The following is a 13,053-nucleotide window of genomic DNA, read 5'->3' on the forward strand; positions in this document are numbered from 1 at the left end:
TTGCTTCCCTCGCCGTGAATGGTTGCCCACACCTTAGCGCGAAATAGCGCGCAATCAAGCACTAAGCGAGGCTTATCACCCGCAGTGTGAGCGTAATGACGTTTAATTCTTTGCTATCGCGCTGCCGCTGTGGATGATAGAGCGCAAAACAAAATCGACACCACCTGCAATCTATCCAGGAGCGCGCGTTGGCAAACTCTGCAATCAAAACTGTTCTCACGGCTGCCCACTGGGGGCCGATGCTGGTCGACACCGACGGCGAAAACGTGCTCGCTTCGCGCGGTGCGCTGCCGACGCGTCACCCCAACTCACTGCAAACCGTTGTGCAGGATCAGGTCCATAGCCCAACGCGCGTGCGCTATCCGATGGTGCGTAAAGGTTTTCTCGCTTCGCCTTCCAGGCCGCAGGGTGTACGCGGGCAGGATGAGTTCGTGCGCGTGAGCTGGGATGAGGCGCTGACGCTGATTCACCAGCAGCACCAGCGTATTCGCGACACGTATGGCCCCTCGTCGATTTTCGCAGGTTCTTATGGCTGGCGCTCCAACGGCGTGCTGCACAAAGCTGCGACCTTGTTGCAACGCTACATGAGCCTTGCCGGAGGGTACACCGGGCATCTCGGCGATTACTCCACCGGCGCGGCGCAGGCGATCATGCCGCATGTCGTTGGCGGCAACGAAGTGTATCAGCAGCAGACGAGTTGGCCGCTTATTCTTGAGCATAGCGATGTGGTGGTGCTGTGGAGCGCTAACCCGCTCAATACGCTGAAAATTGCCTGGAATGCCAGCGACGAGCAGGGCATTCCTTATTTCGACGCGCTGCGCAAAAGCGGCAAGCGGGTGATCTGCATCGATCCGATGCGTTCGGAAACCGTTGATTTCTTTGGCGACAGCATGGAGTGGATTGCGCCGCATATGGGAACCGATGTCGCGCTGATGCTCGGTATTGCGCATACGCTGGTGGAAAATGGCTGGCAGGATGAGGATTTCCTCTCCCGCTGCACTGTCGGGTTCGACACGTTCTCTGCCTACCTGACCGGTGAGCGTGACGGCGTGGCAAAAACCGCCGAGTGGGCGGCAGAGATTTGCGGCATTACTGCCAACAAAATCCGCGAACTGGCAGCACTTTTCCACGAAAACACCACCATCTTGATGTCCGGCTGGGGAATGCAGCGCCAGCAGTTCGGCGAGCAAAAGCACTGGATGCTGGTAACGCTGGCGGCCATGCTGGGACAAATCGGCACACCCGGCGGCGGTTTTGGCCTCTCTTACCATTTCGCCAATGGCGGCAACCCAACGCGCCGCGCAGCGGTGCTGGCCTCAATGCAGGGCACGGTGAAAGACGGTGTTGATGCGGTGGATAAAATCCCCGTTGCGCGCATTGTCGAAGCGCTGGAAAACCCCGGTGCGCCGTATCAGCACAACGGTATGGACAGGCACTTCCCGGATATTCGCTTTGTCTGGTGGGCGGGCGGCGCAAACTTTACCCATCATCAGGATACCAACCGCCTTATTCGCGCCTGGCAAAAACCGGAGCTGGTGGTGATTTCCGAATGCTTCTGGACAGCGGCGGCGAAACACGCGGATATCGTGCTGCCAGCAACCACCTCGTTTGAGCGTAACGATCTCACCATGACCGGTGATTACAGCAACCAGCACCTTGTGCCGATGAAGCGCGTGGTCGCGCCGCAATATGAAGCGCGCGATGACTGGGAGGTATTTGCTGAGCTGAGCGAACGCTGGGAAGCGGGCGGCCGCGAGCGTTTTACCGAAGGCAAAAACGACCTGCAATGGCTGGAGACGTTTTACAACATCGCTGCCGAGCGCGGAGCCAGCCAGCAAGTGACGCTGCCGCCGTTTGCAGAATTCTGGCAGGCGAACCAGCTTATTGAAATGCCGGAGAGTGAGCAGCATGCGCGCTTCGTTCGCTTTGCGGATTTCCGTCGCGATCCGCAAGCTAACCCGTTGAAAACGCCGAGCGGAAAAATCGAAATTTTCTCCGAGCGGATTAACAGCTTCGGTTATGCCGATTGTCCGCCGCACCCGATGTGGCTGGAGCCGGATGAATGGCACGGCAACGCACAACCGCAGCAGTTACAGGTGTTGTCTGCGCATCCGGCGCATCGCCTGCACAGCCAGCTTAACTATTCCCGCTTACGGGAAGCGTATGCCGTTGCTGGTCGCGAACCTGTCACGCTGCATCCTGCTGATGCGAAAGCGCGCGGGATTGTTGCGGGTGATGTGGTGCGCGTGTGGAACCAACGCGGGCAGGTGCTGGCGGGCGCGGTGGTGACTGACGGGATTAAACCTGGCGTGATTTGCATTCACGAAGGCGCGTGGCCGGATCTGGACCCTGCTGCGGGCGGCATCTGTAAAAACGGCGCGGTCAATGTGCTCACCAAAGATCTGCCCAGCTCACGGCTGGGCAATGGTTGCGCCGGAAATACGGCGCTGGCGTGGGTAGAGAAATATCAGGGGCCGGCGCTTACGCTAACGGCGTTTGATCCGCCTGCCAGTTCATGATCCACGTCGGGTGGCGGGTTTCTTCCTGCCAGGCGCTATCTTCGATACGAAAGCCCTGAGCATGGTAGAAATTCACTGCCCGCACGTTTTTCTGATACACCTCAAGGCTTAGCCAGTTAAAGCGCTGTTTGGCGTGATCCATCAGCGCTTTGCCAATGCCGCGACCAATGGCGGCGGGGCGCACAAACAGCGCCCCGATAAACTGCGCGTCCATCACACTGATAAAGCCTTGCAGCTCGCCGTTCTCTTCCCAGACCCAGGTTTTTGCCACCGGCAGATACGCGTCGCGCACCAGCGCTTCGCTGTCCTGCCAGTAGCGCACATCAATAAACGGATGGGCAAAGCTTGTGCTCTCCATCCACAGCGTGAGCAACGGCGACAGATCCTTGCTATGCCACGCGCGGATCATGTTTTCCTCCGGGGTGACAGAAACAGCCGGTAATATGGTCGTTGACCAGCCCGCACGCCTGCATAAATGAGTAGCAAATGGTGGTGCCGACAAATTTGAAGCCGCGTTTTTTCAGCGCTTTTGATAACGCATCTGACGCCGGAGTGGAGGTGGGGATTTCCGCAAGCGTGGCGGCCTGAGTGAGTTGCGGGATGTTATCAACAAAACCCCAGACAAATTCTGAAAATGGCTCGCCGTTTTGCGCCATCGCCAGGTAGGCGCGGGCGTTGCCGATGATGGCTTCAATCTTGCCGCGATGACGAATAATACCGGCGTCCTGCAGCAATATTTCTACCTCTTCGGCGGTCATTGCCGCGACGCGTTCAGGCTCAAACTGGTGGAAAGCTTTGCGGTAGTTTTCCCTTTTTTTCAAAACGGTAATCCACGATAACCCCGCTTGTTGCCCCTCGAGGCAGATCATCTCGAACAGCTTTTTCCCGTCCTTTTGCGCAACACCCCACTCGGTATCATGGTAAGCGAGATAAAGCGGATCCTGAGTAACCCAACCACAACGCTGCATATCCTTACTCCGTCTGTGATATGTAAAATAAACCTCTGCCTGTCTTGACGCGCACCCCGGAAAGACAATATTTATTAAAGGGTCTTGACCCTAACAAACAACGATAACAATTACGCCGAATTCGGCTCTTCTCTGGAGTCGCAACTTGATGAAAATAAACCGCAGTGGTCTTTCGCTGGTGCTGCTGCCTGCTTGTCTGCTTTTTTGCCAGACGGTAGCGGCCTGGCAACAAGAATACAGTGGCAGCGACAAACTGAATGTGACCGCCGAACGCTACACCTGGGATAGCGATCGGCAGCCGCGCTATAACGACATTCTTGAAGAGCGCATCCGCTCGACGCAAAACTTGCCCGGCGTGGCGTTTAACCTGCCCGATGAAACCCCGCTGGACTCCATCAGTACCATGAGCATTGGCCTGAATATTCCGCTGGCGAGCAGCGTGACTACCGGCCCGGTTGCGGTGTGGCATTACGATGGCTCAATGACCTCAATGTATAACGAATTTGGCGACAGTGCGACCACCATGCAGTACAGCGATCCGCTGTGGCACGCCAGCGTGAGCTCGCTCGGCTGGCGCGTGGATAGCCGCTTTGGCGATCTTCGCCCGTGGGCGCAAGTCAGTTTCAACCAGCAATTTGGCGAAAATGTCTGGAAGAGCCAGTCCGGGCTTTACCGCTTAACCGCCGCCAACCAATACGGCAACTGGATGGATGTGACACTCGGCGCAGACATGCTGCTGAATCCACATCTGGCGGCTTACGCGGCAATGTCGCAGTCGGAAAATGCCACCTTTGGGCAAAATTATCTTTATAGCATGGGCGTAAGCGCGCGATTCTGATCGCTATTTAAAACAAACTTTTTACACTTGAGAAACAATCACCGCGCGATTTATCGAGATAGTATGTACTAACTCACATTTAAAATTCGGCGCATGAAGTGATGCCGGTGCCATTCATTCCCGCTTAGGTGCATTTCATTCCTTCTGACGCGCATTTCATGCCTTTTTTCGCCAGGCGTGAAATGCGCTTCGTTATTGTTGTCGGCAGTGAACTCCTTCTCTTTTTCTTTGCAGGACGACTGCCATGAATACACCATCTGCTAATCGCACTCGCTGGCTGACACTGTTCGGCACCATTATTACGCAGTTTGCATTAGGATCTGTTTATACCTGGAGCCTGTTTAATAGCTCGCTTTCGGAAAAACTGGATGAACCAGTAAGCCAGGTGGCGTTCTCGTTTGGTCTGCTGAGCCTCGGTCTGGCGCTGGCCTCTTCTGTCGCCGGGAAATTACAGGAACGTTTTGGTGTAAAACGCGTCACCATCGCTTCCGGTGTGCTGCTGGGGCTGGGTTTCTTCCTTACAGCGCACTCCAGCAACCTGCTGATGCTGTGGCTGAGCGCCGGTGTGTTGGTTGGTCTGGCAGACGGCGCAGGTTATTTGCTGACGCTTTCCAACTGCGTGAAGTGGTTCCCGGAGCGCAAAGGGCTGATCTCCGCGTTCTCCATCGGTTCTTACGGCCTTGGCAGCCTGGGTTTTAAATTTATCGACAGCCATCTGTTAGCCACCGTCGGCCTGGAAAGTACCTTTATGATCTGGGGCGCGATTGTGCTGGTGATGATTGTTTTTGGCGCGATGCTGATGACCGATGCGCCGCTGCAAAAAGTAACCACGGTAAACGGCGTAGTAGAAAACGACTTCACGCTGGCGCAATCCATGCGTAAACCGCAGTACTGGATGCTCGCTGTAATGTTCCTGACCTCCTGCATGAGCGGCCTGTATGTGATTGGCGTGGCAAAAGATATCGCGCAGGGCATGGTGCATTTGGATGCGGTGACGGCGGCAGGTGCAGTGACCGTGATTGCGATTGCTAACCTGAGCGGTCGTCTGGTGCTGGGCATGCTGTCTGACAAAATTTCCCGTATTCGTGTGATTACGCTGGGTCAGATTATTTCGCTGGTCGGTATGGCGGCGCTGTTGTTCGCACCGCTGAATGCCATGACCTTTTTCGCCGCTATCGCCTGCGTAGCGTTTAACTTTGGCGGTAATCTCACCGTGTTCCCGTCGCTGGTGAGCGAGTTCTTCGGCCTGAACAATCTGGCGAAAAACTACGGTGTGATTTATCTGGGCTTCGGTATCGGCAGTATCTGCGGGTCGATTATTGCTTCGCTGTTTGGCGGCTTCTATGTCACCTTCTGCGTTATCTTCGCCCTGCTGATTGTTTCTCTGGCGCTCTCTACCACCATTCGCCAGCCACAACGCCGGGTTTACAAAGAAGCGCACGCCTGAAAGTAAAATTGTGCAGAAACCGCCGCAATGTCGGCGGTTTTTCTGTATCTGCCGCACACTCCCGCCAGAGCGACTATCCTTATTGGTCAGGTTCTACCTACTAAAGGAGTCTCAAATGTCTTTAGAAAAAGTGGTTTATCGTGCGAAAGCGAAAGCAACCGGGGGCCGTGATGGCCGTGCAACCTCCTCTGATGGCGTGCTGGATGTCAAACTGGGCGTGCCAAAAGAGATGGGTGGCGCGGGCGGTGAAGTGACCAACCCGGAGCAGCTTTTTGCCGCAGGTTACTCCGCCTGTTTCCTTGGAGCGCTGAAACATGTTGCGTCGGTAGAGAAAAAGAAAGTGCCGCAGGAAGCTTACATTGAAGGACAGGTAGGCATTGGCCCGTTGCCGACCGGTTTTGGTATTGAAGCGCAGCTGGATATTCACCTGCCAGGCATGGATCACCAGGAAGCGGAAGCGCTGGTGCAGAAAGCGCACATCGTTTGTCCGTATTCGAATGCGACCCGCGGCAATATTGATGTGAAGCTCAACGTGATCACCTCCTGATAGCCCATCTCTGTAAAGGTTTTCTGATCCCGGCCATATTTTTTTGTAAATATATGGCCGGTTAGCACTTCCTCATGACACTTTTTCCCGCCGCTATGGTCTACTTAGCGCGCTTTAGGTGTTTCCGGGAAAAACTTCCTGCGCGACTTATCACCCTGCGGACGTTAGCGAATAACGCTCGCCAGGTGTTTTTTTCTTCCTTCAGAGTTGCTTGCATGACTTTTATCAAAGCGATGACGCAGCAGAAGCTGAGCTTCCTGCTGGCGATATATATCGGTCTGTTTATGAATAGCGCTGTGTTCTACCGTCGATTCGACGGTTACGCACAAGCGTTCACCGTTTTGAAAGGACTCTCTGCGGTTGTTGAGCTTATTGGTACGGTGCTGGTCACCTTCTTTTTGCTCCGCCTTTTGTCGCTGCTGGGCCGCCGGGTTTGGCGTGTGCTGGCGTCGCTGGTGGTTATTTTCTCCGCCGCCGCCAGCTATTACATGACGTTTCTCAACGTGGTGATTGGTTACGGCATTATCGCCTCGGTGATGACCACGGATATCGATCTCTCCAAAGAGGTGGTGGGCTGGCAGCTTATCGTTTGGGTAGTGCTAGTCAGCGCGCTGCCGTTGCTTTCTATCTGGAGTAACCGCTGTCGTGACACATTGCTCCGCCAGTTGAGTACGCCGGGCGCGCGCATTCGCAGCGTGAGCATCGTGCTGCTGGCCGGTTTAATGGTCTGGGGACCGATTCGCCTGCTTGATTTGCAGCAGAAAAACTCGGAGCGGACGTCCGGTGTCGATATGCCGAGCTACGGCGGCGTGGTGGCAAACTCTTATCTGCCGTCGAACTGGCTTTCAGCGCTGGGCTTGTACGCCTGGGCGCAGGTGGATGAATCGTCCGATTACAAATCGCTGATCAACCCGGCGAAAAAATTTACCTATGTCGCGCCGAAAGATATCGATGACACCATGGTGGTGTTTATCATCGGCGAGACCACGCGCTGGGATCATATGGGGATGCTGGGCTATTCCCGTGATACCACGCCGAAACTGGCGCAGGAGAAAAACCTGGTGGCGTTCCGTGGTTACTCCTGTGATACCGCGACCAAACTCTCTCTGCGCTGTATGTTTGTGCGTGAGGGGGGGGCGGATGATAACCCGCAGCGCACGCTGAAAGAGCAAAACGTCTTTGCGGTACTGAAACAGCTCGGCTTTTCCAGCGATTTGTATGCTATGCAGAGCGAGATGTGGTTCTACAGCAACACCATGGCCGACAACATAGCGTACCGTGAGCAGATTGGCGCTGAGCCGCGCAACCGTGGCAAAAACGTCGATGATATGCTGCTGATTAATGAGATGCAGGCTTCTCTGGATAAAGACACTCCCGGTAAACGCTTGATTATTATGCATACTAAAGGCTCGCACTTTAACTACACGCAGCGCTATCCGCGCAGCTTTGCGAAGTGGACGCCAGAGTGTGTCAGCGTGGATGATAAGTGCAGTAAGGAAGAGCTGATTAACTCCTTCGATAACTCGGTAACGTATGTGGACAACTTTATCGATACGGTGATTGATAAGGTACGCGATCGCAAAGCGATTGTGTTCTATGCGGCCGATCATGGTGAGTCGATCAATGAGAAAGAGCATCTGCACGGTACACCACGCAAAATGGCGCCACCGGAGCAATTTCGCGTGCCGATGATGGTCTGGATGTCGGACAAATATTTGCAGGATCCGCAGAAAGCGCAAATGTTCGCGCAGCTTAAGCAGCAGGCTGCATTTAAAACGCCGCGCCGCCATGTTGAGCTGTATGACACCATCATGGGATGCCTGGGCTATACCTCGCCGAATGGCGGGATTAATGAGAACAACAACTGGTGCCATTTGCCGTCACAGGCGGCGAAATAAGCCGCTTGCTGGCTTTATCACCAGTCAGTTAGCTTTTTTACACGAAGGGATTGACGGGGCATGTCGGCGGCAGTAAGATGCGCCCCGCATTCGGTGATTGGCGCAGCCTGGTAGCGCACTTCGTTCGGGACGAAGGGGTCGGAGGTTCGAATCCTCTATCACCGACCAAATTCAAAAAAGCCCAACCGCAAGGTTGGGTTTTTTGCTTTCTGCGCCCGAAAGAGGATGAGAACCTCCGGGGGCAGAGGTTCGACTCGAGCGTAGCGAGAGAACGTTGCTTCAGCAACGGCCCGCAGGGCGAGCCACGCAGTGGCGAGTCATCCTCTATCACCGACCAAATTCAAAAAAGCCCAACCGTAAGGTTGGGTTTTTTGCTTTCTGCGCCCGGAAGAGGATGAGAACCTCCGGGGGCAGAGGTTCAACTCGAGCGTAGCGAGAGAACGTTGCTTCAGCAACGGCCCGAAGGGCGAGCCACGCAGTGACGAGTCATCAAAAAGGATGTGTCTGACAGACTTCTCACGCACGAAACCCTTTCCCCTGTGCCAACCTGGCGGTTTCGCCAGGGCGATGTATAAGCCTGCTTAACGCGGTAATACCTGGCAGAATGCAAAGCGGCAAATTGGCCGAAATCTCCCTTATCCCCATTTCCCGCTGCCAGTTCACTGTTTTGTGCGATATTCCATTGTATTTTTTTATATATGTTTGAATCTTTTTTCGCGTTGCTTATGGATAGAGGCAGCATTTTCACCTGTGCGTTTTAACGTTCGCGGCATTAATCGCTCAGATATTCAGCATTTCGCAAGAATTTTTTCATTATCTGCATGAATGTTAATCACTGATTACGGCGAATTAATAAGCGCATTATTCTGGCATCTTGCCGCTAGCACAAATTTCCCTGCTGAAAACAGGTGCCTGAAGTTTTTTTTAACTTTGTTTACCGATTCTCACCGTCGTTGTAAATCCCGGTTACCTGTATTGACGTTTTGACATTCTGTTGACAGATTGTAGGGCGTGAGGGGCATTTCAAGGAGAATCTGCACTGCAACTCAGTCAACCTTGTGAAAGGAATCCCCATCTCTCATAACGCCTTCGGGCACAACCGACCAGACCGGGTAAAAATCTAATAAAGGGCTGTCGGATATACCCACTGCATGGGTAACAACACATATCACATTGGAGCAGAATCAATGAGTATTTCCTTGAAGAAGTCAGGGATGCTGAAGCTCGGTCTTAGCCTGGTGGCCATGACCGTCGCGGCAAGCGTGCAGGCTAAAACCCTGGTTTATTGTTCTGAAGGCTCGCCTGAAGGCTTTAACCCACAGCTTTTCACCTCTGGTACCACTTACGATGCCAGCTCCGTGCCAATCTATAACCGCCTGGTAGAATTCAAAACCGGCACCACGGAAGTGATTCCGGGTCTGGCTGAGAAGTGGGATATCAGCGCCGATGGCAAAACCTACACTTTCCACCTGCGTAAAGGCGTGAAGTGGCAGGACAACAAAGATTTCAAACCGTCGCGTGAATTCAACGCTGATGACGTTGTGTTCTCCTTCGATCGTCAGAAAAACGACCAGAACCCGTACCATAAAGTTTCTGGCGGCAGCTACGAATACTTCGAAGGCATGGGTCTGCCGGACCTGATTAGCGAAGTGAAGAAAGTCGACGACTACACCGTTCAGTTCGTGCTGACGCGTCCGGAATCACCGTTCCTGGCTGACCTGGCGATGGACTTCGCGTCCATTTTGTCCAAAGAGTACGCCGATAACATGCTGAAAGCGGGCACGCCGGAGAAAGTTGACCTGGATCCGATTGGTACTGGTCCGTTCCAGCTGCTGCAATACCAAAAAGACTCCCGCATTCTGTACAAAGCGTTTGAAGGTTTCTGGGGCACCAAGCCGAAAATCGATCGTCTGGTCTTCTCCATTACGCCTGACGCGTCCGTACGTTATGCCAAACTGCAGAAAAACGAGTGCCAGGTTATGCCGTACCCGAACCCGGCTGACATCGCGCGTATGAAGCAGGATAAAAACATTAACCTGATGGAACAGGCAGGCCTGAACGTCGGTTACATGTCTTTCAACACCGAGAAGAAACCGTTTGATGACGTGAAAGTGCGTCAAGCGCTGACTTACGCGGTAAACAAAGAAGCGATCATCAAAGCGGTTTACCAGGGCGCTGGCGTTGCGGCGAAAAACCTGATCCCGCCGACCATGTGGGGCTATAACGACGACGTTAAAGACTACACCTACGATCCTGAGAAGGCGAAACAGCTGCTGAAAGAAGCCGGCCAGGATAAAGGTTTTACCGTTGAGCTGTGGGCAATGCCGGTACAGCGTCCGTACAACCCGAACGCTCGCCGTATGGCCGAGATGATTCAGGCTGACTGGGCGAAAGTGGGCGTACAAGCCAAAATCGTTACCTATGAGTGGGGTGAATACCTGAAGCGCGCGAAAGCGGGCGAACACCAGGCGGTAATGATGGGCTGGACCGGCGACAACGGGGATCCGGATAACTTCTTCGCCACCCTGTTCAGCTGCGCAGCGGCTAAAGACGGCTCCAACTACTCTCGCTGGTGCTACAAGCCGTTTGAAGATCTGATTCAACCGGCGCGCGCTACCGACGACCACAACAAGCGTGTTGAACTCTACAAACAGGCTCAAGTTGTGATGCATGACCAGGCTCCGGCGCTGATCGTCGCTCACTCCACCGTTTACGAGCCAGTGCGTAAAGAAGTCAAAGGCTATGTGGTCGATCCATTAGGCAAACACCACTTCGAAAACGTGTCTGTTGAATAATAAGCACGGTGCCTTTTCCCTCTCCCCTTTGGGGAGGGGGAATTTACATTTGTGAGCAATACAGACGCGCCGTCGCCAGGCGTAGCGTCACTACTGAGAATCCGGGTTATGTTGCAGTTCATTCTCCGACGTTTGGGGCTGGTTATCCCAACGTTTATCGGTATCACCCTTCTCACCTTTGCCTTTGTCCATATGATCCCCGGCGACCCGGTAATGATCATGGCGGGTGAGCGTGGTATCTCTCCTGAGCGTCACGCCCAGTTGCTGGCCGAGCTTGGTCTCGACAAGCCGCTATGGGAGCAATACGTCAACTATGTGTGGGGCGTGCTACATGGTGACTTAGGTATGTCGCTGAAAAGCCGTCTTCCGGTGTGGGACGAGTTCGTACCGCGTTTTAAAGCGACGCTGGAACTCGGCATCTGCGCCATGATTTTTGCGGTGGCCGTAGGCATTCCGGTGGGCGTAATGGCCGCTGTGAAGCGCGGTTCCATCTTCGATCACACCGCCGTGAGCCTCGCGCTGACCGGTTATTCCATGCCTATCTTCTGGTGGGGCATGATGCTGATTATGCTGGTCTCGGTACAACTGAACCTGACCCCGGTTTCCGGGCGCGTCAGTGATATGGTGTTCCTCGACGACAGCAACCCATTGACCGGCTTTATGCTGATTGATACCGCCATCTGGGGCGAGGACGGAAACTTCATCGATGCCGTTGCGCACATGATCCTGCCCGCCATCGTGCTCGGTACGATTCCGCTGGCGGTGATTGTGCGTATGACGCGCTCGTCAATGCTGGAAGTGTTGGGCGAAGACTATATCCGCACTGCGCGCGCGAAGGGGCTGACCCGTATGCGCGTGATCATCGTTCATGCGCTGCGCAACGCGATGCTGCCGGTGGTGACGGTGATCGGCTTACAGGTCGGCACGCTGCTGGCGGGCGCGATCCTGACGGAAACCATCTTCTCCTGGCCTGGTCTGGGACGCTGGTTGATTGATGCACTGCAACGCCGTGACTATCCGGTGGTGCAGGGCGGGGTACTGCTGGTCGCGACGATGATTATCCTCGTCAACCTGCTGGTCGACCTGCTTTACGGCGTGGTGAACCCGCGTATTCGGCATAAGAAGTAAGGGGCCATCATGTCACAAGTCACTGAAAATAAAGTTGTCTCCGCACCGGTGCCGATGACCCCGCTGCAGGAGTTCTGGCACTATTTCAAACGTAACAAAGGCGCGGTTGTCGGGCTGGTTTATGTGGTGATCATGTTGATCATCGCCGTGTTCGCCAACTTCCTCGCCCCGCACAACCCGGCGGATCAGTTCCGCGATGCGCTGCTTGCACCGCCGGTCTGGCAGGATGGCGGCACCTGGTCGCACATTCTCGGTACTGATGACGTTGGCCGCGATACGCTGTCGCGCCTGATGTTCGGCGCGCGTTTGTCGCTGCTGGTCGGCTGTTTAGTGGTTGTGTTGTCGCTGATCGCCGGGATTATCCTCGGTCTGGTCGCCGGTTACTTCGGCGGTATTATCGACAACATCATCATGCGTATCGTCGATATCATGCTGGCGCTGCCAAGCCTGTTGCTGGCGCTGGTGCTGGTGGCTATTTTTGGCCCGTCGATTGTTAATGCCTCGCTGGCGCTAACCTTCGTTGCCTTGCCGCACTATGTGCGTTTGACGCGCGCGGCGGTGCTGGTGGAAGTGAACCGCGATTACGTCACCGCGTCCCGCGTGGCGGGTGCCGGCGCGATGCGCCAGATGTTTGTCAATATTTTCCCTAACTGCCTTGCGCCGCTGATTGTTCAGGCGTCGCTTGGTTTTTCCAACGCCATTCTCGATATGGCCGCCCTTGGCTTCCTTGGCATGGGTGCGCAGCCGCCAACACCGGAGTGGGGCACCATGCTCTCCGACGTGTTGCAGTTCGCACAAAGTGCCTGGTGGGTCGTGACCTTCCCGGGTCTTGCGATCCTGCTGACGGTGCTGGCATTTAACCTGATGGGTGACGGCCTGCGTGATGCGCTCGACCCCAAACTGAAGCAGTAAG

At 54.7% G+C, this 13,053-nt stretch carries 10 protein-coding genes, 1 tRNA gene and 2 other RNA genes; 11 read left to right on the forward strand and 2 right to left on the reverse strand.

Annotated elements, in window-relative coordinates; translation table 11 throughout:
* Positions 1–239 precede the first annotated feature (239 nt).
* Positions 240–2,519 (forward strand): molybdopterin guanine dinucleotide-containing S/N-oxide reductase, encoded by a 2,280-nt coding sequence (locus C813_RS23830; RefSeq protein WP_238593066.1) that lies wholly within the window; start codon positions 240–242, stop codon positions 2,517–2,519.
* Here C813_RS23830 and C813_RS23835 read toward each other — a convergent pair.
* Together C813_RS23835 and tag are read right to left on the reverse strand one after the other, a co-directional pair.
* Complete coding sequence (locus tag C813_RS23835; protein ID WP_017458237.1) at positions 2,482–2,928, reverse strand: N-acetyltransferase; 447 nt, start codon at positions 2,926–2,928, stop codon at positions 2,482–2,484. The two genes, C813_RS23830 and C813_RS23835, sit on opposite strands and share 38 nt — an antisense overlap.
* Positions 2,909–3,487 (reverse strand): DNA-3-methyladenine glycosylase I, encoded by a 579-nt coding sequence (gene tag / locus C813_RS23840; protein ID WP_017458238.1) that lies wholly within the window; start codon positions 3,485–3,487, stop codon positions 2,909–2,911. The genes C813_RS23835 and tag overlap by 20 nt, the downstream gene beginning before the upstream one ends.
* A 148-nt stretch (positions 3,488–3,635) precedes the next feature.
* Here tag and C813_RS23845 point away from each other — a divergent pair, with 148 nt between their 5' ends.
* The 10 genes from C813_RS23845 to dppC all read left to right on the forward strand — a co-directional run bounded on the left by C813_RS23845 (position 3,636) and on the right by dppC (position 13,052).
* Positions 3,636–4,325, forward strand: a complete 690-nt coding sequence (locus C813_RS23845; protein WP_017458239.1) for an autotransporter domain-containing protein — start codon at positions 3,636–3,638, stop codon at positions 4,323–4,325.
* 244 nt (positions 4,326–4,569) lie between these two features.
* Complete coding sequence (locus C813_RS23850) at positions 4,570–5,772, forward strand: L-lactate MFS transporter (protein ID WP_017458240.1); 1,203 nt, start codon at positions 4,570–4,572, stop codon at positions 5,770–5,772.
* A 115-nt stretch (positions 5,773–5,887) separates the two neighbouring features.
* Positions 5,888–6,319 (forward strand): organic hydroperoxide resistance protein, encoded by a 432-nt coding sequence (locus C813_RS23855; protein WP_017458241.1) that lies wholly within the window; start codon positions 5,888–5,890, stop codon positions 6,317–6,319.
* A 215-nt stretch (positions 6,320–6,534) separates the two neighbouring features.
* Entirely contained in the window at positions 6,535–8,217 is a 1,683-nt protein-coding gene (gene eptB / locus C813_RS23860; RefSeq protein ID WP_017458242.1) for a kdo(2)-lipid A phosphoethanolamine 7''-transferase, read from the forward strand.
* A gap of 91 nt (positions 8,218–8,308) precedes the next feature.
* Positions 8,309–8,385, forward strand: a tRNA-Pro gene (locus C813_RS23865).
* 36 nt (positions 8,386–8,421) lie between these two features.
* Positions 8,422–8,554: non-coding RNA, RtT sRNA (locus C813_RS23870), on the forward strand.
* A 56-nt stretch (positions 8,555–8,610) separates the two neighbouring features.
* A non-coding RNA gene (locus C813_RS23875) (RtT sRNA) lies at positions 8,611–8,708 on the forward strand.
* Between the two features lie 696 nt (positions 8,709–9,404).
* Complete coding sequence (dppA, locus tag C813_RS23880; RefSeq protein WP_017458243.1) at positions 9,405–11,012, forward strand: dipeptide ABC transporter periplasmic-binding protein DppA; 1,608 nt, start codon at positions 9,405–9,407, stop codon at positions 11,010–11,012.
* Positions 11,013–11,120: 108 nt separating this feature from the next.
* Positions 11,121–12,140: a dipeptide ABC transporter permease DppB gene (gene dppB, locus C813_RS23885; RefSeq protein ID WP_017458244.1), complete on the forward strand. Its 1,020-nt coding sequence runs from the start codon at positions 11,121–11,123 to the stop codon at positions 12,138–12,140.
* 9 nt (positions 12,141–12,149) lie between these two features.
* Positions 12,150–13,052 carry a dipeptide ABC transporter permease DppC gene (dppC, locus tag C813_RS23890; protein ID WP_017458245.1) on the forward strand — a complete coding sequence of 301 codons (903 nt, stop codon included), beginning with the start codon at positions 12,150–12,152 and terminating at the stop codon, positions 13,050–13,052.
* The last annotated feature ends 1 nt before the right edge of the window (position 13,053 follow it).

It is taken from the genome of Kosakonia sacchari SP1, from assembly GCF_000300455.3.
Classification (GTDB): Bacteria; Pseudomonadota; Gammaproteobacteria; order Enterobacterales; family Enterobacteriaceae; genus Kosakonia; species Kosakonia sacchari.

What these genes read in the sequence shown, in the direction of transcription:
- C813_RS23830 (WP_238593066.1), top strand. Translation starts at nt 240, where the DNA reads ATGCTGGTCGACACCGACGGCGAAAACGTGCTCGCTTCGCGCGGTGCG.
- C813_RS23835 (WP_017458237.1), bottom strand. Translation starts at nt 2,928, where the DNA reads ATGATCCGCGCGTGGCATAGCAAGGATCTGTCGCCGTTGCTCACGCTG.
- tag (WP_017458238.1), bottom strand. Translation starts at nt 3,487, where the DNA reads ATGCAGCGTTGTGGTTGGGTTACTCAGGATCCGCTTTATCTCGCTTAC.
- C813_RS23845 (WP_017458239.1), top strand. Translation starts at nt 3,636, where the DNA reads ATGAAAATAAACCGCAGTGGTCTTTCGCTGGTGCTGCTGCCTGCTTGT.
- C813_RS23850 (WP_017458240.1), top strand. Translation starts at nt 4,570, where the DNA reads ATGAATACACCATCTGCTAATCGCACTCGCTGGCTGACACTGTTCGGC.
- C813_RS23855 (WP_017458241.1), top strand. Translation starts at nt 5,888, where the DNA reads ATGTCTTTAGAAAAAGTGGTTTATCGTGCGAAAGCGAAAGCAACCGGG.
- eptB (WP_017458242.1), top strand. Translation starts at nt 6,535, where the DNA reads ATGACTTTTATCAAAGCGATGACGCAGCAGAAGCTGAGCTTCCTGCTG.
- dppA (WP_017458243.1), top strand. Translation starts at nt 9,405, where the DNA reads ATGAGTATTTCCTTGAAGAAGTCAGGGATGCTGAAGCTCGGTCTTAGC.
- dppB (WP_017458244.1), top strand. Translation starts at nt 11,121, where the DNA reads ATGTTGCAGTTCATTCTCCGACGTTTGGGGCTGGTTATCCCAACGTTT.
- dppC (WP_017458245.1), top strand. Translation starts at nt 12,150, where the DNA reads ATGTCACAAGTCACTGAAAATAAAGTTGTCTCCGCACCGGTGCCGATG.